The organism is Pandoraea terrae (genome assembly GCF_902459695.1).
GTDB classification, from domain to species: Bacteria; Pseudomonadota; Gammaproteobacteria; order Burkholderiales; family Burkholderiaceae; genus Pandoraea; species Pandoraea terrae.
This window is the reverse complement of record NZ_CABPRZ010000006.1, coordinates 166,674-187,372: the sequence shown is the minus strand read 5'-3', so window position 1 is coordinate 187,372 and position 20,699 is coordinate 166,674. Positions and strand designations below refer to the sequence as shown.

At 60.5% G+C, this 20,699-nt stretch carries 17 protein-coding genes and 2 pseudogenes; 8 read left to right on the top strand and 11 right to left on the bottom strand.

Translation table 11 applies throughout. The annotated features are described in order from the left end of the window. Positions 1-17: 17 nt before the first annotated feature. A complete protein-coding gene (xth, locus tag PTE30175_RS09310; protein WP_150696781.1) occupies positions 18-797 on the bottom strand; it encodes an exodeoxyribonuclease III in 780 nt (259 codons plus the stop codon). Positions 798-1,065: 268 nt separating this feature from the next. Here xth and PTE30175_RS09305 point away from each other — a divergent pair, with 268 nt between their 5' ends. Beyond that, positions 1,066-1,266, top strand: a complete 201-nt coding sequence (locus PTE30175_RS09305) for a helix-turn-helix transcriptional regulator (protein ID WP_150696780.1) — start codon at positions 1,066-1,068, stop codon at positions 1,264-1,266. A 316-nt stretch (positions 1,267-1,582) separates the two neighbouring features. On the opposite strand, the gene PTE30175_RS09300 is transcribed toward PTE30175_RS09305, so the two are convergent. After that, entirely contained in the window at positions 1,583-2,041 is a 459-nt protein-coding gene (locus PTE30175_RS09300) for a hypothetical protein (RefSeq protein WP_150696779.1), read from the bottom strand. A gap of 1,682 nt (positions 2,042-3,723) precedes the next feature. Between PTE30175_RS09300 and PTE30175_RS09295 the strand changes: the two genes are divergently transcribed. Further along, positions 3,724-4,965 carry a phage integrase N-terminal domain-containing protein gene (locus tag PTE30175_RS09295; protein ID WP_191628950.1) on the top strand — a complete coding sequence of 414 codons (1,242 nt, stop codon included), beginning with the start codon at positions 3,724-3,726 and terminating at the stop codon, positions 4,963-4,965. 44 nt (positions 4,966-5,009) lie between these two features. On the opposite strand, the gene PTE30175_RS28195 is transcribed toward PTE30175_RS09295, so the two are convergent. Beyond that, the gene (locus tag PTE30175_RS28195; RefSeq protein ID WP_191628948.1) at positions 5,010-5,174 is read right to left on the bottom strand and encodes a hypothetical protein; all 165 of its coding nucleotides are present in this window, start codon (positions 5,172-5,174) and stop codon (positions 5,010-5,012) included. A gap of 14 nt (positions 5,175-5,188) precedes the next feature. Here PTE30175_RS28195 and PTE30175_RS28190 point away from each other — a divergent pair, with 14 nt between their 5' ends. Continuing rightward, positions 5,189-5,632 carry a hypothetical protein gene (locus tag PTE30175_RS28190; RefSeq protein ID WP_191628946.1) on the top strand — a complete coding sequence of 148 codons (444 nt, stop codon included), beginning with the start codon at positions 5,189-5,191 and terminating at the stop codon, positions 5,630-5,632. Between the two features lie 529 nt (positions 5,633-6,161). Here PTE30175_RS28190 and PTE30175_RS09285 read toward each other — a convergent pair. After that, on the bottom strand, positions 6,162-6,815 hold the full coding sequence (locus tag PTE30175_RS09285) for a hypothetical protein (protein WP_150696776.1): 654 nt from the start codon (positions 6,813-6,815) through the stop codon (positions 6,162-6,164). Positions 6,816-7,569: 754 nt separating this feature from the next. On the opposite strand from PTE30175_RS09285, the gene PTE30175_RS09280 reads away from it, so the two are divergent. From PTE30175_RS09280 to PTE30175_RS09270, 3 genes are all read left to right on the top strand, one after another. Beyond that, a complete protein-coding gene (locus PTE30175_RS09280; RefSeq protein WP_224788668.1) occupies positions 7,570-8,091 on the top strand; it encodes a GIY-YIG nuclease family protein in 522 nt (173 codons plus the stop codon). Positions 8,092-8,535: 444 nt separating this feature from the next. Continuing rightward, positions 8,536-9,375: an endonuclease NucS domain-containing protein gene (locus PTE30175_RS09275; RefSeq protein WP_150696775.1), complete on the top strand. Its 840-nt coding sequence runs from the start codon at positions 8,536-8,538 to the stop codon at positions 9,373-9,375. Further along, complete coding sequence (locus PTE30175_RS09270) at positions 9,372-10,085, top strand: hypothetical protein (RefSeq protein ID WP_150696774.1); 714 nt, start codon at positions 9,372-9,374, stop codon at positions 10,083-10,085. The genes PTE30175_RS09275 and PTE30175_RS09270 overlap by 4 nt, the downstream gene beginning before the upstream one ends. Before the next feature lie 47 nt (positions 10,086-10,132). Here the strand turns inward: PTE30175_RS09270 and PTE30175_RS09265 are convergent, their stop codons facing one another. Genes PTE30175_RS09265 through PTE30175_RS09250 form a run of 4 tightly spaced genes read right to left on the bottom strand, consistent with a single transcriptional unit; the run spans position 10,133 to position 14,605 of the window. Beyond that, a complete protein-coding gene (locus tag PTE30175_RS09265) occupies positions 10,133-10,654 on the bottom strand; it encodes a hypothetical protein (protein ID WP_150696773.1) in 522 nt (173 codons plus the stop codon). Further along, positions 10,651-11,424, bottom strand: coding sequence for an abortive infection family protein (locus PTE30175_RS09260; protein WP_150696772.1), 774 nt, complete (start codon positions 11,422-11,424; stop codon positions 10,651-10,653). Before PTE30175_RS09260 ends, PTE30175_RS09265 begins: the two co-directional genes overlap by 4 nt. A 5-nt stretch (positions 11,425-11,429) precedes the next feature. Then, positions 11,430-12,875: an argonaute/piwi family protein gene (locus PTE30175_RS09255; RefSeq protein ID WP_150696771.1), complete on the bottom strand. Its 1,446-nt coding sequence runs from the start codon at positions 12,873-12,875 to the stop codon at positions 11,430-11,432. A 2-nt stretch (positions 12,876-12,877) separates the two neighbouring features. Next, entirely contained in the window at positions 12,878-14,605 is a 1,728-nt protein-coding gene (locus PTE30175_RS09250) for an SIR2 family protein (RefSeq protein WP_150696770.1), read from the bottom strand. A 384-nt stretch (positions 14,606-14,989) separates the two neighbouring features. Between PTE30175_RS09250 and PTE30175_RS09245 the strand changes: the two are divergent. After that, positions 14,990-15,100, top strand: a pseudogene (locus tag PTE30175_RS09245) (DUF4113 domain-containing protein); the annotation flags it as partial. A 26-nt stretch (positions 15,101-15,126) separates the two neighbouring features. Here the strand turns inward: PTE30175_RS09245 and PTE30175_RS09240 are convergent. Then, the gene (locus tag PTE30175_RS09240) at positions 15,127-15,963 is read right to left on the bottom strand and encodes a peptide arginase family protein (protein ID WP_224788667.1); all 837 of its coding nucleotides are present in this window, start codon (positions 15,961-15,963) and stop codon (positions 15,127-15,129) included. 57 nt (positions 15,964-16,020) lie between these two features. Here PTE30175_RS09240 and PTE30175_RS09235 point away from each other — a divergent pair, with 57 nt between their 5' ends. Next, entirely contained in the window at positions 16,021-16,734 is a 714-nt protein-coding gene (locus PTE30175_RS09235) for a hypothetical protein (protein WP_150696769.1), read from the top strand. 2,034 nt (positions 16,735-18,768) lie between these two features. Here PTE30175_RS09235 and PTE30175_RS29200 read toward each other — a convergent pair. Both PTE30175_RS29200 and PTE30175_RS09225 read right to left on the bottom strand, forming a co-directional pair. After that, a pseudogene (locus PTE30175_RS29200) lies at positions 18,769-18,846 on the bottom strand (SEC-C metal-binding domain-containing protein); the annotation flags it as partial. Between the two features lie 276 nt (positions 18,847-19,122). Beyond that, positions 19,123-20,568 carry an IS1182 family transposase gene (locus PTE30175_RS09225; protein WP_150696767.1) on the bottom strand — a complete coding sequence of 482 codons (1,446 nt, stop codon included), beginning with the start codon at positions 20,566-20,568 and terminating at the stop codon, positions 19,123-19,125. Positions 20,569-20,699 lie beyond the last annotated feature (131 nt).

The window sequence follows — 20,699 nt, the reverse complement described above, 5'->3', positions numbered from 1 at the left end:
ACAGGCCCCAAGGCGCCTCAGGCCGCCAGCGTGGCCACGACCGGCGCGTGATCCGACGGTTGTTCCCATTTGCGGGGCACGGGGTCGACCTCGCACGCTGTGCAGCGCTCTGCCAGCGCGGCGCTCAGCAGGATGTGGTCAATGCGCAAACCGGCGTTGCGGCGGAACGCACCCATGCGGTAATCCCACCAGCTGAAGATTTTTTCGGGTTGATCGAACAGGCGGAACGCATCGCGCAGTCCCAGCCCTTCCAGCCGTGCGAACGCTTCACGTTCCTGCGGCGAGACCAGGTTCTGGCCTTCCCAGGCCTTCGGGTCGTGGACGTCGCGATCTTCCGGCGCGATGTTGTAGTCTCCCAGCAGCGCCAGCCGCGGATGGTTCGCCATTTCGCCGGCCAGCCAATGGGTGAGGGCGTCGAGCCATTTCAGCTTGTAGACGAATTTGTCGGATTCCAGTGACTGCCCGTTCGGGAAATAGCCGCAGACGATGCGCGTGCCGGCGATCGTGGCGCTGATCAGGCGTTGTTGTTCGTCAGGGAAATTGGGCAGGTTGCGCACGATGTCGGTCGCTTCGCCGACTTTCGCATGATTGACGAGAATCGCGACGCCGTTATACGTCTTCTGGCCGGTGAAATGCGCCGTGTAGCCATGTGCGGCGAGTTCCGCAATCGGGAACTTGTCGTCCGTCAGCTTCAATTCCTGCAGGCACAGGACGTCGACGGGATTGGCGGTGAGCCATTCCTGTACGTGGCCAAGTCGAACCTTGAGGGAGTTGACATTCCAGGTGGCTAGTTTCATGGCGGATGGATTCTCTATTGTTGGCGTGGATTTCTAGGCGATTCTGATGTGTCTATCGCTAGCTAGCTACCCATCTAGCTACCCACTTTCGCGGTGGTAGATAAATGGGCGGACGTGATTTGATGTCATTGTAGGGCGGGCACCCCGGGGCGTGGTGGGCCGAGAAACGCAAGTTAAAAATACGATGGAATTAGCCGGCATTCTACCTATGAGGGTATGGGGTGGCCTGAAACAATGACGTCTACCAACCGCCCAAGAGGTTTCTGCCATGCTCATTTCCTCCCGCCACTCGCTGCTTCGCCTGCCTGATGTAATTGCCCAGGTTGGTCTGTCTCGCAGCTCGTTATACCGTCTTTTGGCTACCGGGGATTTTCCGGCGCCAGTAAAGATCGGTATTCGATCCGTCGCATGGAGAGCATTTGAAGTCGACGAGTGGGTGGCGAGTCGCCCGTCGCGCACGGAGGGCTGATCTCATGACGATCGCCGTTGAGAGGCACGAAGTGATGGAAGTATTGACGGGGCCGGAGCGTCGGCGGCGGAAGTGCTGGATTGCATGATCATCTGATGTCCAATCTACTTGTTAGGGCGCAAATGCTGCCGTCGATGTAGAGCAAATACGGCTTTCTCGGTGGAAGTTTCACCCCCCATCTGAAAAAATTCTTGGCGATCCTCATATTTGATGCCAGAAGGCCATGCATGAACCACTGTGGTGTCATTCACATTGGCGCCATCGCAGGGCTGATTGTGCTGTAGTGTGAATGGAAAATAGACGCTCAAACAGATGTCTACGCGGCTATTGGTGTCATGCCCGGACGGGGACGTCGGATAGGCGCCTTGAGCAAGGCTTCGTCGACCACTTTGCGGTAGTTGGTCGTGTCGTTTCCCACCTCCTGGAACGACAACCCTTCCGCGCGCAGGTCCGAGTGGATCGGGTTCTCGTAGACGACGAGACCTCCGAAGTAGGAGAGACCTGGAGTCTCTGTCAGGTACACGATGACGGGTTCGAACTGGACATCTAGGTCATCGCCTTGGTCGATGGTTGCGCGGTTGAACAAGATGCGCAGCTTTTCCGGTTGCAGTCCAACCTTGCGGAGCGTCTCGATCGTCCCTAGGGTCTCTTCCTGAACTCTGCCGTCCGGCGTCGTCGGAACGATGACAACGTCGAAGTCGTTGATGGCGCCGCGAACGCGGGCGAATTCCTTCATGATGTCGGCGTACTGCGAAGCGCCGACGTCGACGATCAAGTCCCGGGCTTCGATGATGATGTCGTCGATCAGGTTTGAGATTGATTCTTGCGTTGTCGATACGCTGCTAGTTTTGCTTGATAGTCCGGGGAGCTAAGCCGGTAGGGGACCACCACATCTTCCGCGGGCGCTTCGGCCCGTGTCTGGATTGTGTCGCCTTCTGTCGGGCGCTGTTCCCAGAATGCCTCGCCTGGAGCAGATGCATTCTTCTGAGGCGCGATAGGGGGAATCGGATGTGGCTGTGCCGCTGGTGTGGTAGGCAGGCCTGGCGCCGGCGTGCGCGTCAGCAGCTTGGTAGTTGCTAATGTGGCCGGCGAATGTGGCTCAAGTGGTTCCCGGGCCGGCTGCCGGGCCGTTCTGCTTCGAACGTGCTTGGCTACAGCGCGGGGGGTCACTGAGATGCCGTGTGCGAGATGCAGGTATTCGGCAATCTCGGTGAAACTCGCTCCACTCGCCCTGAATTCCAGGATCTGGTCAACCATTCCCGCAAGCTTTCCGCGCTTTCGCTCTTGCCGCTTTAGGTCGAAAAACTCGTCAAACGAGGTCACGGTGGTGTTTGCGTTAAGTTGCTTACTGGTGTGCTTAAAGTTACAGGGACAACTGATCTGAATCGAAATGATTGATGTGGAAATACGACTTTCATTTAAGACAGAGAAGAACCATCGGGAACGACCGGGAACGACCGGGAACGACCGGGAACCATTTCGGGAACCAAACGGAACTATCGGGAACCATCGGGAACCAAACGGAACTATCGGGAGCGACCGGGAACCATTTCGGAACCAAAGGGAACTATCGGGAACCAACAGGAAGTGCATTCGCGGGTGGTGTCGCGGAGCGTGCACAAGTATGCCCAGCGCGGGGCGGCCCTGCGGCGGATCAGCGCCATGCATGTGTATAAGAAATCCCGACGGCGCCTACTTGCAGCAAGGCTCCCGATGTGATTAACTTCTAGTCATCGGAGCGCAGTGGCTCCAACCAGTAGTTTCCTACGCCGCGTTGGCGGCATGCGAATCCCTCGCCGGATTCGCTCTCCTCGGAGTCAGTTGGTAGCACTACCTCTGACCACTCCTACAGGTGAATTCGTCGCACGACGACCACCTCGAAAAGCGAAGACGCGCGCAAGCGCGTTTTTTTTCACACAGTTCGAATCGAACGACAATCGAACACAGAGGAAGGGCGAAACCCTTATCTACTGTGGCAGAGCGTCCGGTACCGAACAACACAACGTACACAAATGAAAAGTCCGAAAGGTCGCACGACCTGCGGTAGAAGAGGCTTTTGCTGCCCCCTGGGGTGGGCTATCTGATCGGGTCGCAAGACCGGCGGATAGAGGGCTCGGCCTGCATGCTGAATGGCATGTGGGAGTTCAATGAACGAGGCTCGCACCGAGCCTACATCGTCGCAAGACGAACCGGTGCAGTATGGTCCCTGCTTGAAAGGCCAGTTCCAGCCCCCATGGGACGGAGACCCGGTTCGCGTAAGCGCCGGGGTGTCGCCGAGCGGTAAGAGTTGTAGTTGGAGCCGGCGCATAAACGCACATTTTTACGAAGGGCCAGCTCATGCCCCGCAAAAGCTACTGCAGGTGTGGTGCCCCGGCAAGAACGGGCGCGCATTTCACAATGCGCAAGTCGCGCGGCGAGGCGTGAACATTGTGTGATGTGTGACTTATGGAGGCTGGGATGAAAGCACTCGTAGAGCAAGACGCGCCGCAAGCGCCGCCGGCAGGGCGGAAGGACACCCCTGGAGGCTGGCGGAGGGAGTTACAGAGCATCGTGGACCGGCATGCTGGCGTCCGTGTGAACGGCAATATCGCCTCCCACCGGACGCGGGAGCTGACTTGTTCAGTGCTGTTCGCTGTATTCGGCACGCTGACCGGGCTTGGCTTCAAGCTCCAGAACCCTCGCAATCTCGGTGAACGCCACGTCGAGGCGCTCGTGCGCCACTGGCACTGGCAGGGCCGGGCCGTTGCCACGATGCAAAATGAACTCTCGGTGCTGCGTAAGTTCGTCATCTGGATCGGCAAGAAGGGAATGGTGCGCGGGCTTCAGGACTACCTCCCGGAGGTGCCGAAGGCTGACCTGCGGCGTAGGACCGGTACGATCGCGTCGAAGACGTGGACGAAGAACGGCATCAACATCGACGAGAAGATCGCCTTGGCGGACGCGCTCAATGAGCGTTTCGGCCTGATGCTCCGGCTGGTTGTTGCGTTCGGCCTGCGGCGCAAGGAAGTCATGATGCTCATTCCCTGGAAGTGCGACCACGGGGACTACCTCGCCGTCTACCCGAACGCGGGACCGAAGGGCGGGCGGGCACGGAATGTGCGGATCACGAACAGCTACCAGCGCGAGGTGCTGGACTACGTAAAGACGCGCATGCCGAAGGGCGATGCGATGGGCTGGAGAACGACGCGGCGCGGCAAGCCGGCGACCCTTGCGTACAACCTCAAGGAGTACGAGCGCCGCATGGAGGAAATCGGCATTTCCAAGAGCGCCGCCAGCGTCACCGGCCACGGGCTGCGTGCAGAGAACTCGGAGAACGCTGCCATGACAGATCCGGAGTTCCCGTTCGTGCCTCCGACGCTGGGCGGGACGGCCGACCAGATGCCTGCTGAGGACCTGCATCTGGCGATGAGTCGGGTCAGTGAAATGCTCGGCCATAGCCGCACGGGCATCACGGCTTCGTACTATGGTCATTTCGAGGGCTTCCGCCGCGCACCGCGCAAAGTCAGCGAGGAGCAGCGCCAGGCGCAATCGGCGAAGTCACGGCCAGTGCCGCGTGCGGTCGGAGTGGCGTCGCCCGCGGCAGTCCCCAAGCGGCCGGGCCAGGCGAGGGCAGGGCGGCGCCGGACGGATGCGTTGCTTGATGTGGGGCAACTGGATCTGCCGCTTAATGACCGTGCCTCGTTCACCCGGAGTCCGTGAGACTCGAACACCAGCTTTTCGATCTGCGGCCCGATGCCGTAATGTCAGTTGCCGGTCGCACGCTCCTTGTCGAGATCGCTGTGACGCTTAAGGTTGGGCGACAAACGCTGGCCAAGTTGCAGGCGCTTGGGTTTGCAGCGGTCGAGATCGATCTCGGCCGCGATCGTCCCGCCAACATTGGCGAGTTGGCCGCCGTGCTCTTCGGCCATGACTCCCGCAAAACGTGGCTTGTCAACTCGCGACAGGAGCATCTCCGTACGCGCTTGGGGGGGGGCAATGCGAAGCGCAATGCCTAGCGCAACTGTGCGAACAAGCTGAAATCGAGGCACAGCAAGGCCAGATTCGGGCGAGGGAGGCGGAGCAGTTGCGTCCGCGGATTGCGGAAGCCGAATTGGTACAGGAACGTCTCAATACGCGCGCTGGCAGTGCCGGGGTGAAGCGTGCCGGCGTGCGATACCAGACGCGCGATGGGGCTCTTGTCCTGCACGCGGGTACGGACCACCAGGTGCGAGTCACGATCGAAAGCGGCTCGGATGATATCCGTCAGGAACTCGAACGGCTGTGCGTCGGTACTCCCGAGGGCAGCTACCTGATCTCCAAGGCCTCATGGGCTCAACTGGTGAGCCGACACGGCCACGTGTTCGGTGCCATCACCAACGCGACTTAACCCCGCACTGGTGTCACCGCCTAAGCCTGCCGTGGAGATTCAGTCGACGCTGAACGTTGCCGCTTGTCGACCGGTTGAGTCCACAGCCATCTCCTGCCGTTCGGCCCGGCACCGTCTCAACGGCAGTTTCCAAGGTACAACGATCGTTCGCGCAGACGTCGCAGTCGGCAAGTCCTCGGCCTTTCCTGCCGTTCGACAGTCAAAGTTGATACGGCCGCTTGACGCAGCCTCCTACCGTTCGCTCACGACGCGGCCGGTGCGGGATGTCAGTCTACCGCTGGCTTGATCCGACGACCAAATTAGCCGCCCCACCGTGTGACAAAGCTCGTCCCCCCAACCTTGATTTCCAAAGCAACCTCGAGTTGGATTGGCGCAAACGGCCAGATTCGCACCGTAAACCGGATCGAATTCTACGCCGCCGTGCTGGCCTCCGGTACTTCGTCGCGGTCGCCCAAGTGGCCCACGGTTCCCCAAAATTGTACGAGCTGGAACTCGATCTGCCAGATATTTAGTCCAAACGCCAATCCCGTTAATCTGCGCGACTTTGCTCCGTCTGATAGAGGATTTGCTCAACAACCTCCACATTTTCCGCTTTGATGAGAGCGGGCTTGATGATGATTTCCTCTTCATCGCGCATGTCGAAGAACGCGGTGATGTCGCCCTTGCATACCGTCGTCTTGAGTAGGATTGCGTCTTGCCATTCATTCACCACATCCTTGGCCATATTCCGAGCTATTTCTCTGTCTATGCTCCAAGATAGGCCACTTGGGATTTTTGGGCGACCTGTCCCCTGAAGCCGGAAGACAACAACGTCATCCGGCAAGCTGTCGAGGCGGCGCCGCTCGCGAGGCGTCATGAGGGAGTTCACAGCATCTCCCAGCAACTCAATAAGTATCCAGTCGTCCGCATTGATACCGCTCGCCAACATTCGCCGTTTGAGCAGTCCCGCAATGACCCTTTTGTCGATACCATTCCCAAAAAGCAGATCCGCGAGATCGACGGTGCTTGATACGTTCTCGTCTTCTAGCTCAAATCCAAGTGCGACAGCCTCGGAGGTGTCTCGTGCAGGATAAAGCCGGGCGCTGAATTTGGCCCACCACGCCTTGCATGCAGCCTCGTTGTGGAAAGCGTTGGTTAGTCCCTCCTCAGTGAGGGACAGGAACGGGTTTGGAAGGATGGTCATGTTTGAATTTTTCAAGAGAGTTGGTATTGTCGAATTTCGAACTTTTGGACAGCGTGGTAAAGCGGGTTACTGCCGCCGTCACATGCCGTGCCCGATAGGTCGCGCACCGCTGCACTGTCGCCTCCGCCATACTATAACCCCTGGATCGTCACTTCCCGGTAACGCCTCATTTGGTAGCGTTTCTGGGTAACTTTGGGCTCCTCGAGAGTGTGGTGGATCGCGCCAGTGTTCTGTCAATGAAGCGGCCGATTAGGCGGTTCATCGGCCTTAGCGGACTTTAAACGATCGGCACGCCAACGGCCGTTGGCAGACACAGACCAGCCCGTCGGGCGAGGCCCTCGATAGGCAGTCACTGCTGTGCTCAACGCATGCGTACTCTCGACCCCAAGGAGCCGTTCAAAGGGTCGCATTTCTAATGCGAGGTGTCGCGTACTGCTCAAAGCACACGCCGATAATGCAGAATTTTCGGGGTGTAAAAGGCTTATCCTTTACCTGACAAGGGATTCAGCCTGTATGCCTGGGCCAGGTCTACAGTTCTGATACTTCGGGCATACAACGTGATGCGGGCTATTGGCGGCATCACGGAACGCCCTGCCGCGTTGATTTTGCGCCGATCGGATACCAGTTCCGGTGAGCATGCTCAGCCCCTTGGGCATACTTTAGGGATGTTTTTCGGCTCACCGTGGGACCGTGCCGGTGTATGCCCCGTATGCCCGGGTATGATCGGCGTCTCCTCCATCTCGCTGATCCCCGCATGCCGATCGACAACTGCACCCATACCTTCGACGAGCTGGCCGCGAACATCCTGCCGGCCCATCTGGAACGGCTGAAGACCGCCCTCCAATCGCCCATTCCAGCCAGTACCTTCGTCGGGTACACCACCGCCAAGAGCGCGCTGTCGGAGATCGGCGAGACCATCGACCGGAGCACGGACTTCCCAGGCTGCTACGTGTTCCTCGATGAGGACCGCCCGGTTTACGTGGGAATCTCGCGCGGGGTCATCAAACGCCTGCTGCAACACCTGAACTTCGAGACTCACTCGGCCGCCAGCCTGGTCTACAAGATGGCGAGCACGGACTTCCCGCACGAAATAAAGCGGGACCAGGCCATGAAGCACGATCAGTTCCGTGAGGTCTTCCTGACCGCACAGGGTCGCCTGCGCGAGATGTCGGTCGCGTTCGTCCAGATCGACAACGATTTGGAGCTGTACCTCTTCGAGGTGATGGCCTCCATGCATTTCGACACGGACACCTGGAACACCTTCCGCACCCACTGATTGAGCCGCGGTCTCGGCCTGCTCTGCACACGCCGATCACTGACCGGTCTATGCGCATCAAGTCACCCGCGCCAGCATCAGGCGCGTCAGCTGCCTCCAGTCCAACCGGTTCAATCTGTGCCACGGTTCCTGCTCCCCACCTCGCACGAGGCGACTACACCCTCGAACCGCCGACCGGTACGAACGCCGCAGACAAATCCCCGAACGGCGAGTCAAGGATCGCTCCTGTTGGTCGAAGAGACGCCCTCGCCTGAGTTTTTTCCACTGCGCCGGCTCTGGCAGCCAGATTCGCGCAGCGGCTGAAACCCGGTCCTTTCTGCCGAGTTGGCGGTCGCCAACAAGAGCAACACTTTTCCTCTGGCGCCAGCTCGTCGCACCATGGTTCAATCGGTGCCTGCCTGGGCGCGGCGCCCAGCGACAAGACCAACGCGAGGGACCTGAGCCGTGAGCACCACCAGCACCAACCGACCGCCGATCTGGCAACTCATCCGCGACGCGGTGAAGCCGCTAGGTCGCGAGACCAGCAACGCGGAGATCAAGCAACTCCTGGCGCAGGACCACCCCGACCTCAACGAGGGAACGGTAAACTGTCAGATTTCCATCTGCACGGTGAACCGGGTCGGCCGGGTCGGCTACCCCGAGAACAAGAAGCCCCGCCTGGCCAACGGCCGGTACGACTTCCTGTTCGCCACCGGGCGCGGCAAGGTGGTGTGGTACGACCCGGACAAGCACGGCCTGTGGGCTATCGAAGAGAGGCCGGACGGGTTGAAGGTGCGCCGCGTGGACGACTCCACCGAGGAGGCGCCTGCCTCGCCGGACATCGACGCTGCGGAGCCGGTGGACGATGGGTTCGGCGGTGGAGCGTTCGCGCTCGAGAGCCACCTGCGGGACTACCTGGCACGCAATCCGCCCAGCACCACTACGCACGGCCCCCTCACCCTGTTCGTCGACGCCGACGGACGGGACGGCGTGGAGTACCAGACCGACTGCGGGCCTGCGGACCTGGTGTTCCTAGACCGCGACGGCAACTTCGTGGTGTTCGAGCTGAAACTAGGCCGGGGCCCGGATGCGGCACTCGGCCAAGTGCAGCGGTACATGGGGTGGATCGAGCACCACGTGGCCAAGGGCAAGACCGTGTCCGGGGTGATCGTGGCGAACTCGATCAGCGACAAGCTCAAATACGCCGGCAAGGTCGCGCCGCGCGTGCAGCTCATGGAATACCGCCTGAGCGTCGAGCTGGCGCCGGCGGCGCTGACCGTGCCTGCGCCGGGAGATCGGGCATGATCGCGTGGTTGCCGCACGCCTCGACCGCGGCGGTGTCGTTCGTCGGGCACCTCGACGAAGGCGAGCTGCGCTTGCTGACCGGCGCCGTGTCGGTGGTGACCGTGCTCATCTCGGTCTTTGCCATCACCCGTCCGTTGCGCTACCAGAAGAGCGCGGCGCTGCTCGACCAGGCCGTGCGTGCGCTCGAACGCGCGTACAACGCCCTCACCGTCGACGGCGCCCAGACGGATCCTGTTCCGGCCGACCGGTTGAACTGGCTGACCGCCGCGCGCAACCTGGAAACGTACAAGGCGCTGAAACGCAAGATCGGCGTGAAGGTCCATCGCCGGATCGCGGACGACCACGAGGAGCATTGGCGCCACCTGATCTACCTCGCGCTCCAAGGCGATGCGTACCACCAGCCGACCTACTACGGCGAAGTGGTCGCACCCCGGGCGCAACGCCGCAGCGGGATCGAACCGCATTCCGCCGTCATCGTCCACGCGTTCGCGAAGTGGCCCGACGGTCGCCCGGACCCAGTAGAACACGCGGACTTCGATCGGATCTTCGAGGAGACGGACCCGCGCCCGGGCAACGTCGGGTTGAGGACGTTCCTAGACGCCCCTCAGAGCCGTGGTACCAGCCGCTTCCGCAACCTGCCGGATCCCTATCCAAAGGGGACCTGGTGGAGGCGCTGCCTTCGAACGCTCCGCCTGCGCCAACGCCTATGAAGTGAGCACGAGGTGCCGGCGCTGATGTCCCACCTGCGCTCTGGCGCTCAGCGCTCCCACATGGGTTTGGCAGCGGTATTGGTGATCAACCCGTGCAAGGCCACCGCCGCTTCGTGGATCTTGGCGGTGACCTCCTTGATGTCGGCGACCCGCACGAACTCAACGTTGGTCTTAAAGACGCCACGAGCCGACATGTATGCGATGTGAACCTGACCATCCTCGTCCAGAGAAAGTGCGTTGTGCGCGTACTTGTTACGCCCCGCCTGGGCCGACCGGACTTTCTTGATGACGATCTCGTAGTCCTTTAAGTGAGGTACCTGATCCACGAGCTGTCCGCATAGGGAACTTACGATGTCCACCCGCTGCTGGAAGTTGCTGTGCGCCACCATCGCCAACGCGCGAATGTCGGTCGGAGACTCATAGCCGGCCAGTTTCGAGATCGCGACCGCAGTCGTTGATTCGAGGGAGCCCCACAGACTCACCATGCGCCCAAGTTCGAGCAGGTATTCATCGGGGACTGGCCAGTTCGGGTTGAACTCGCCGCGTTTGGAGGTCTTCTGGGTGGTCATGACTGACTGGCCTGGGTCTTCGCTTCGATGGTTTTGAGAAAACGGACAAGGCCACCGATGTGGCTGACGATCAGTACGGCCTCGTCGTGATTCAGCATGGGGTTGTCGTGCGCCAGGCTTTGGTCGTTGCGCACCGTGTTCATCGCTTCCAGGTTGGATATGCTGGTCTTGAGGATCCGCTCGGTCATTTCGCTTTCGATGTGGCCGGCGCCGCGCAGGTGCTTGACGTACTCGCCCATCAGGCTGTGCAGCGGCTTCTCGCGCGTGACGGCGATGCCGCGTCGCTCGCAGAGCGTGCGCAAAAACTTCATCATGAAAACGTGCACACGGTCCAGAGCTGTAGCAGGCTCGTTCGCCTCGATCGCGGCCCGGATGTGCTTCGCCGCAGCGGTGAAATCCAGCGCATTGACGCTCGCCGTAAAGGCATCGGCCTCGGGAACCGGACTGCTGAGTTTCAGGCGGGAAATGATCGCTTCGACGGCAGCGCGCTGTTGCGGGTCGTCCGGCAAGCATCGGAACTCCTCCCCCCATTCGATCAGCGCGTCGAGCGCCCGAGCCACTAGGTGGTCGGACTCCAGCTCCCAGAATGCACGCATCCGCTTGGCCTTGGACGTGCCTTTGAACTGGTACTTCTCGTCGTAGATGTTGAGGTCAACCTGCTCCTGGAAAAACTCACCCATCGTTCGGTCGGAGAAGTTGAGCACGAAACCGCCGCCCATGTCGAGGTACGGTTCAAGGCAGCGACGATCGCGTGAAGTCAGGCTCGACATCGCATTCACATGAAGAGGCGATAGGGATACGCATGCCCCGGAAGATCTGGCACATTGGCGATGGTTCGCGCGAGCCGTTGCGAATAGCGAATGGTCACCGGCACCGGGTCGTACAACGCGTCGTTGTTCCAGTCCATTTTTGTTAGCCCGAGGGTTTCTAACGCAGCCACTTCCAGCGGTCCGCTGCCCGCGTGCCGGATGATGTTGAGCGGGCGTGGGATACTCTTGCTTCCCTGGAAAAACAAAGCTCCGCTGAGCGCAGCCGACGGAGCATTTCCCGATGCCCACAACAGCGCCGACCGATCCGTTCTCGTGAGGACAGTTCCCCGTGGCACCGGCGCTCGATCGGGCACGCTTCGGGGGCCGCCCTTCTTTCCCTGCTTCAGCCACACGCCACGCCAGGTGGCGCTGCTGCCGATCTCGATGCACTCCACCTCTGGGACCGTCGACAGGCCGTCGAAAACGCCTTGGAGTTCTTCGTCCTTGAACGACGTCGTTTTGTGGACGACGAGGCGTCGCGGCAACCGTCCACCGTTACGTCCAAGGTAGAGGCTCAGGCTACGTGCCATTACCGCCCGCATGTCGCTCCGACTGAGAAACGGGTTACGTCTGGCTTCGCGCGGATCCGCCACTTGCTCCTTGGCCTCAAAAGCGACGAACTGCATGCCGCCGCCGTCCGCATCGAACACTTGCGAGCAGCACGTGACGAACTGCGCGGACTTGGGGTCCCCGCGCAACGCGTAGGCGAGACCGATATAGGCCGTGTCTTCTGGCACACCGGCCATCGGCGCGAGCTTCCAGGGAATGCCGCCCGCCTTGGTGAAGAGTGCGATGGCCAGGCGCCAGGCCAAAGATGCCTTCAACCGGAATGTGAAAACACGATCGTTGATAACCTGTGTAGGGATGGCGTATCGGGCTCCGAGGGCCTTCAACGCGTCGTGCGCGTCGAATCCGTTGGCCGTGAATGCCGTTGCCCAAGCATCGGGAAGATGCACCAAGACGACATCAAACTGGTCGTGCAACGCGTCCAGACGCGCCATGGCCTCCGACATCGCCGAAAACAGCCGCTCATGGGGCGCCCCGGTGCGCGCGAGGGCCATGAGATCGTCGGGCCACTTGATATGCACGTCCTTCGGTCCTGCGACGAGCGGAACGCGAAACAGGTTTTCAAATCCTGGGAACGACGGCACGTAGTTGCGCCGGTCGCTTGCCTCGTGGCCTGATCGAATCGTGTCGACAAGGCCTCGGAGCTTCGACCAGCCTGACGCAGGGGCGATCGTCGCGACACGAAGCTTCGGGGTGTAGCCCTCGAACGTCTTGCCGTTGTAGGCACCAAAACGCAAAAGGCCACGCAGCGGGTTCTCGTCGAGGTCGGTGTCTTCGCTGTTAAACGTGAGAGCCGGCTCGTCCAGCAAGGAAAACGATGGCGCCTTCGAAAGGTTGTAGTCCATCGTTACTGGTTCCTTTGGAAGTACGCATGTTCATGGCTCGGACGGCTCCACGCCGTGACGGGCGAAACCTTGAACACCGCGTCGATGCCCTCGTCCTGGGGAACGCCCGTCGTCAGGAGAACGCGGCTCCCATCGCCCGCCAGCGTGTCGGCCCACGCGTCGATGATGGCCGCCCAAACGTGGTTGTAGCGCTGCGCCCATCGCTCCCGCCGCCAGTCGATGGTGGGGTCGACGAAGCGTGGACGGTCTAGACTCGTCTCGCTGTCGGGCCGATCCTGCGTGGGCTCTGGATAAGGGACGTCGACGAACGTAGCCGGCTCGAACGTCAACCACCAGCGATCGGCGGCCTGTTCCAGGTGAAGCTCTACCCCTTCCTGGAAGGGATACCCCTGCGGCGTCTTCCCGTATAGCGCGCTCGAATACGCGTTCCGCAGTTTGGCCTGCCGAGCCAACCGCGTCTCGCGCGCTTCCGGCGTTTCCTTGTCCGAGTCAACGTGAACCATCACCGCATGACCACTGCGTCGCCAGCGCACCCTCAGCGGACGGTTTCGGCACACGGCCCGCGTCAAGGCGTCGTATAGCAGCCCGAGAGCCCAACTGTCGTCGGCGGGCGCCAGGTTCACCGTGCCGTCGAGCCGTCCACCCGCTGGCCCGAAGGCACGAGCCAGCTCTTCATCATTCCCGAACGCGGCTATTTCCTTTCCCCTGCTGGCGACGATCGCCCACACGTCCGCGTCCCTCAGCATCTGACGAGCATCAGGCGTGGTTATGCTCCGCTCCAGCGTGATACGCCTCGCCACCCTCGGCATCTCCAGCACTGGGATGGCTGAGCAACGAAGAACAGGAAAAGCGCTGTGCTCCTTTGCGGGCAGCGGCACCGGTCTGACCACGCTGGGCGGCGCGTACGACCCGATGTGGGCGTCGAGCTGCTGCGGCCACGTCGAACCATCGACAATATCTGCCGCCAACTCATCGAACGTCTGGCACTCGACGACCGTGACCCGTACGCCTTTGGCTGCTGCGGCCTCGAGAAAGGCTCGGACGTCTGGCAACAATCCGTCGGCCGATCGGGCTACCCAATGGATCCCCGCGGGGTACGGCGTGGGCTGGGCCAGGGCATCGTTCAGAGCATTCATGACGGAAGCGTCGCGCCCGCTGTAGCCGACCACGATCAGGCCATACCGTCCGCAAGCACTTGTCAGAACCGTACGCATTTGCGCGTCCTGCTCACGCAGTTCGTCGGTTGTGTTTTTCAGGCTGACCGACTGATAGTCGCCGTGGATCTTCGCCAAGAGCGCGCGGCTCTCGCCCAGGGCGTGCATCGCACGTTCCGCGTTGTCGATGCCGGAGACCGATAGGTTGGCGCGCTCATCGGGAGCCACGAGTTGGTCGGTCACCGTCGCCGCAGTTTCCACCAGGCTGTCGAAGTTGGTCGTGAACACGCAAGGAACGCGACCGGTGGTGATCAGCGCTGCAAGCACTCGGTGCGCGTACGATGGCGTGCCCTTTTGCACCGCCCGGCTGATGTAGTTTCGCCGGTCCTGAGGTGTTGGGTAGACCGCCTCAAATGCCGCGGCGTACTCCATGGGATCGTTCGGCGGCGGGAGGACCGACCGTGACGCAAGGAACGTGTCGATGCGCTGGATCCAAAGCGGATCGTCAGCATCGACCTCCTTGAGCTTGGCCCCGGACAACTCGCAAAAAATCCGCTTTTTGAAGTCGGTGATCATCGCATAGCCGGTGGGGATTCCCGCAGCGGCTGAGGCACCCGCCCCCAAAAACCATGCGTATTGCGTTGGGCGAAGGCAAAACATTCTGGCGAACTGCGACCCCGAAACTGTTTGAATGCTCAAAACCGCTCCCGTCTATTGTCGTTTTGAGCGCCACCGCAGCGCACGAGATCTCTCCCGTCCTCGCACAACGGCACGCATTGCGAAGCTGCCCAGCAGTGTCGTCAGCCCCACCCCATGTCCGACAATTGTAATCAAAAGCCCCGCCGCCGCAGGGATCTCGTGATCACATCGCACTCCCCGACGACAAGCTCACCCGCCTGACTGTATATCCATACAGCATTTGCATCACCATGAACCACCCGTCCCCCTCGCCGAGGACGCGGGACTCTACGGGTCGGAAACGTCGAGGGCCACCAGGCGTGGCACATGAGCCAAAGCGCCAAAACACCCAGCTACACGACGGAGTGGGAGGGGTTGCCGACGGCGCGGTAAGCTGGTGAGCGGGTCGCCGGGACCGCTCAGGGCAAGGCGGTTTGGATGTGCTGAAGCATGTCCGCGAGCAGCGATTTCCCGGTGATCTTTGATCCCCGAAGCCGGAGGCTCTTCACGCACGCGGGTTCGGTCGCGACGGTGACCGCGAGCGCGTTTTGCAAGAGCTGGTAGAACGTCGTCGTATTGGTCGGGGCGATCGCTTTCTGCGTGTGGAAGTAGTCCAGGTCGATGTCCAGGATGTAGGGGTCTGCTCCGACGCCCGGCACGCCGTTCGCCCGCGCCTTGGCGTTGAGTTCGGCGATTTCGTGGTTCAGGTGGACCGATTCGAGCATCTGATCGGTGCGCGACCGCACGCACTGGTCGTCGTGGATGGGCTTCGTGCAGCCGATCGAGGCGCAACCCGAGCAGGTCTCGTAGACGTGCCCGACCGGGTCCGCACGGTTCTCGCCGGACAGGTTGATCACGAACGCGCGGGAGACGATGTCTGCCCGGATCGCGGTCCGGACGTGCTCGTCGTGCTTGAGCTTGGCGATCGCGCGCTTCACACTGGCCTTGGTCTTCCAGTCGATGTCCCCGATCAGACCGGGCAACATCGCGTCCATCGCCGCAGTGTTCTGGTCGGTCGGCCCCTTGTGCGTCGCCCAAAAGCGATGGTTGAAGAAGGGGTCTTTCGTGTCCGTGTGGTGGTCGAGCGTGAGCAGCGCCGGTGCCGGTGCGCCGGCCTGTGCCTGGCTGTGCCGAACCTCCGCCCAGCCTCCCAGGACGTGGTGGTGATCTTTGACGATGTAGACGTCCTTGCCGCCGATGGTGACCTTCTTGTGAGCCATACTGGTGATGCCCTTGTCGCGAGAGGGCATCAGCATACAACAACGTGAAGGGCCACACCACGGAGTGGGAGGGGCTTCCGACGGCGCGGTGACGTGCTACTGTTCGACGATCACAACGGTACGGGGAATGCCATGGACGTGGCCTGGTTTCTGAACCGCCGCCTGGATTTCATCCGACAGCTTTATGCCCGGGCGTCGGCGCCCTTCGTCGATCGTCGGACGAAGATCGAGAACGAGGAAGAGCCGTTTGTGCCGCCGTACTCGGAGGACCCGGAACCCGCCTTCATGCTCGAATGGCAGGAGGCCAACGATTCGATCGACGTCCTGGGCCATGCGTGCCTGTGCATGCTCGCGTCGGTGTTGCAGGCGTATCTGCAAACGCGCGTCAGGCTCCACTGCGAGGAGCTGAGCCCCGAGGACCGCAAACGCGTGTTCAAGAAAGGCTGGGTGCGGGGCTACGACCTGATCTTCACCGAGGCGTTCAAGATCCCGTTCGCCGACGGCCCGGTGCCCATCGCCGTCCTAGAAGACATCGTGCTGACCCGCAACAGCATCCAGCACGACCTGGAGATCACGACCAACCGGCCCAAGCACGCCGACCGGCAACCGGGGGCCGCGCGCTCGGTGTTCCTGGACGCCCGCGAGGTGGAGTTGCTCGATCGCATGGACCCGGACGCGCAGACCTGGTTGGCGCCGCCCAACGTGCACGTCGGCCAGGCCTCGCTCGAAGCCACGATCAACACCGTGGAGCGCTTCGTCGCCTGGCTCGACGCGGCCATCGAAGAGAAGCTGTACGGCCGGCGCTGAGATCTGACAGAGCCGAAAGGCCCCACCTCCGATAGGATCGTGTGATATTTGAACATCAAAGGCCAATGACGTACTGAGGATGGTTCAACAAACTAACGCTTGAGGTGACGGGGCACGACGCGACGCGGAAACTCCAGCCTGAAGGCATATCTCGTGGGACACTTGTGTACGACCGCGACGCGCGGAATATGGATCCGCCAAAGCCGTCGCGACTATCCGTCAGTCGGTGGATCGAACCACCGGTCGGCAGCAGGAAGTGGCCACATCCGCGCCGAAACACCAACGTCCGCTAAGGCCGATGACTCGACCGACATGATGGGTGGCTGAAGGACCGTTTATGGAGCGTAGCAGTCGCACGAATGTCCAGATGCCAGCCGCAACGAATGTCCCTTGATGGCCGGCAGTACGCGTTCAAACAAACCGCCGGAAGCTGCCGTTGAGGGCTTCGACGTTTATTCTGTAGAACGTTCACCGAACTAGTGCTATCGGCCAAGAGCCGACATTCGCATGGATTAGAAGCTACGCGAACTTAAGCCCAGCCGCAATGGCACCATACACGCTTCTCTCCGCAAAGATACTTGCGAGCTTCGGTTGATCTAACCTGGTCAACTCCTGGAAATCCGGCGCACCAGTCATACGCTCAAGTAAGCGCTCTTTGGGCGTTTGCTTGAAGCCATCAAGGAAGAAGTCGTACAACTGTAAGGGCGTTTCCACCTTCGTGCTCCGTTGGGTGACCACGCCGAAGAACGTGTCCGGATGCCGTCGCCACGCTGCTATCTCTTCGTCCGAAAGTGGCCACGTGCAGATAATGCTCGTACCGTTATCTAAGGTAAGACCGCAAACGGCCCGCTTCTCCGCTTCCATCACTGTTGCCGTGGTGAGTTCGCCGGGGCGCTCTATGGCATCGTGGTCCGTGACCAGATAGTGTCTACCAATGACCAATCGTGGTGCCCCATCACCAAACGCAAACTCAGGAACGTCGCCATCGAAGGTAGCAGGTATGTTGCTGTGGTCCTGAATAGAACGCATTAATTCATGCAATTCGATGTGAGACTCCCGCGCCTCAATCGCGGCACGCAGGCTTGGAGCCATGACATTCGCTTTGAAATCCGGGATCTGGAACCCGTCGACGTCCATGCAGCAACGAAAGGACGTCGATTCGAGATGATGGTGCCAAGGCGTATTCGTAACAATCAAATACGCTGGCGGCAACTGCTGGCCGTTAATGGTTTTGTGCTCAAAACCTCTCAGCTTGCGAACTGCGGAATTCATCAACGCAGATCCGTTCGCCTCACTGCCATCATCTGGCATGTTGATGTCTATGAAAACGATTCTCGGATGGTTTGCTCGCTTCTGTAGTGCCCCGATCAGCAGGTGCCCCATGCGTAACCTGGCTCCCGCCCGATGCTTGGCCTCGACGGAAAAGCGCTTTCCGGTCCTGGTGAACGTCGCGGTGAATTCACAATGAGTCGTCGTGCGATCATCCTCGTTTTCGAACTCAATTTCGAACCCTGCTCGAATAAGAGTGGCCGCTACGAAAACCTCATAGCGCGCACCTTCGAAATTGTCACGATTGCGCAGCCTCGCCACCAGTTTCTCCTGAAGCTCGGCATTGTGATCCAGGGCGTATAAGTCGTAGGCGAGGAACATGAACGCGGCGATCGCGCCGGTCATCTCGGCGGATGAGACCTTACCCGGCTCAGTGATGTAGGTACGCTGTTGCTCGCCCACCAACTGATACCAGTTGAGGATCGGATGGCGTTGATCCGATGGTTTCGCTAGCTCGGATGCTCCCCAATCCGAGCCAGAGCCCGAGCCAAGTGCGGTTTTGATGTAGTCAACCAGGAAATCGTGAAATGTCTTCCAACCTTTCGAGTACATCAAGCGATTTCTCACGGCCACTAACCGATGACCGGTCTCAGTCTGCACCGAGATGATGGGCCTCCCCATGCCCTGCTGGCGCTGACGCTGCGCTTCGGATGCTTGGGCACGAGCCACCATCTTTGGAATTTCGAACTGTAGACGATCTAAGTGGGCGAGCGCACCGTGGCAGCGCTTGAACTTCTTGCCGCTACCACAGGGACACGGATCGTTACGGCCTATCTTAGTCATAGGAAGTCGTCGTAGCCATCACAGTGCGATTGTAGGACATTGTTTTACGTTGCCTGCGCAAGCCGCTCAACGGCCGCACTTGGGACGCAGCAATTTCCGGTTTGGGTCGAGGGTGTGTGGAAACGCCGATTGATCCGCAGCATACGCGGCGGCCTGCGAGTCCTGCCTTGTTTTACTGATTCCGCGGTCAATTCACTGACGACGATCGGCTGAACGGCTCTGATGCCCTCCCCACCGTCGTCTTCGGTCCGCTCGGAAGGCGCAAAGGGTAGGTGCTTACGCACCCGCCAGCCGCATTGCTTTCATTGTTTTCGAGAACCCCAGTATTTTCAGCACGCGCTTGAGGTTGTAGGCGAGCACATGCAAGCTCATCTCGGTGCCCACGTTGGCCAGCCTGCGTGTCAGGAAGTGTGTGTAGCCCATCCAGTGCTTGAACGTCCCGAAGACATGTTCGACGGTTCTCCTGCGCACTGTCATCGCATCCGGCGTCTTGTCGAGCCGGCGTTGGACGGCTTCCAGCACCGACTCATGCTCCCACCGGGAGATTCGCCGGTACTTGCTCGGCGTGCATTGCGACTTCATGGTGCACTGAGGACAAGAGCTGCTCCAGTAGCTGCGTAGTTGCAGGCCTTTTTCCTCTCTGGTGAAGCGGTAAATCGCACGTTGACCGGCGGGACATTGATATTCGTCATCCCGAGCAATATAGACAAAGTCTGCCCTATCGAATCGACCATCGGCCTTTGCGCCAGACGTGGTGGGTTTGGGCAAGATCGCAGCAATACCAGCATCTGCACACGCCTTAATCTGAGAGCCGCTGAAGTAGCCGCGATCAGCTACTGCTCTGATCCTGGTCTTGCCCATGGCATCGCGAGCCGCTTGCGCCATGGGACTGAGCTGCGCTCGGTCGCTACCTGCATTCGTAACCTCATGAGCGACGACGAGATGATGCTTGGCATCGACAGCAACCTGCACGTTGTAGCCCACCATTCCTGAGCCCCTGCCGCTCGTCGCCATCGAGCGCGCGTCAGGATCGGTCATCGAGAGTTGACCGTCAGGTTCTGTCTTGAGTTGCTCCCTCACCTGGCCAAGCCTGCGCATCTGCTCGCGCAGTTGCGCGATCTTGTCTTGCAGTCGAGTGGTCTTGGCTTCCAACTCCGCCGGCTGCGTGCGATCGGCGGTCTCCAGCGCATTCAAATACCGCTGGATACTCTCCTCGATCTGCTGCTGGCGCTTGTCGACCTTGCCTGCAGTGAAGTTGCGGTCGCGAGTGTTGACGGCTTTGAACTTGCTGCCATCGATGGCAACTAGCGCTTGCGAGAACAGCTTGAGATCGCGGCACAGAACGACGAAGCGGCGACAGACGTTGCGAATGCCTGTGCCGTTATCCCGGCGGAAGTCGGCGATCGTCTTGAAGTCCGGCGCCAAGCGACCCGTGAGCCACATCAAGTCAACGTTGCGTTGGCATTCACGCTCCAGACGACGACTCGACTGGACCCGGTTGAGGTAGCCGTAGATGTAAATCTTCAACAGCACTGCCGGATGATAGGAGGGGCGACCTGTAGTCGAAGGCGTGGTTCCATCGAACCCGAGTGAGCCCAGTTCGAGTTCTTCAACGAACGCGTCGATGATCCTGACTGGGTTCTCCTCGGCGATGAAGTCATCGAGGCATTCTGGAAGCAACGTAACCTGCTTGCGGTCTTCGCCTTCTATGAATCGCTTCATCTGGACACCCAACCTGATTGCGTTGATCCAGTTTAGGCGATCACAGCGTTTTCACACACCCTGGGTCGGGAGCACGCATTCGCGGACAGTGAGACCCGACGTTCGCGGCCATCGGCGTGCGAACGGCAGGA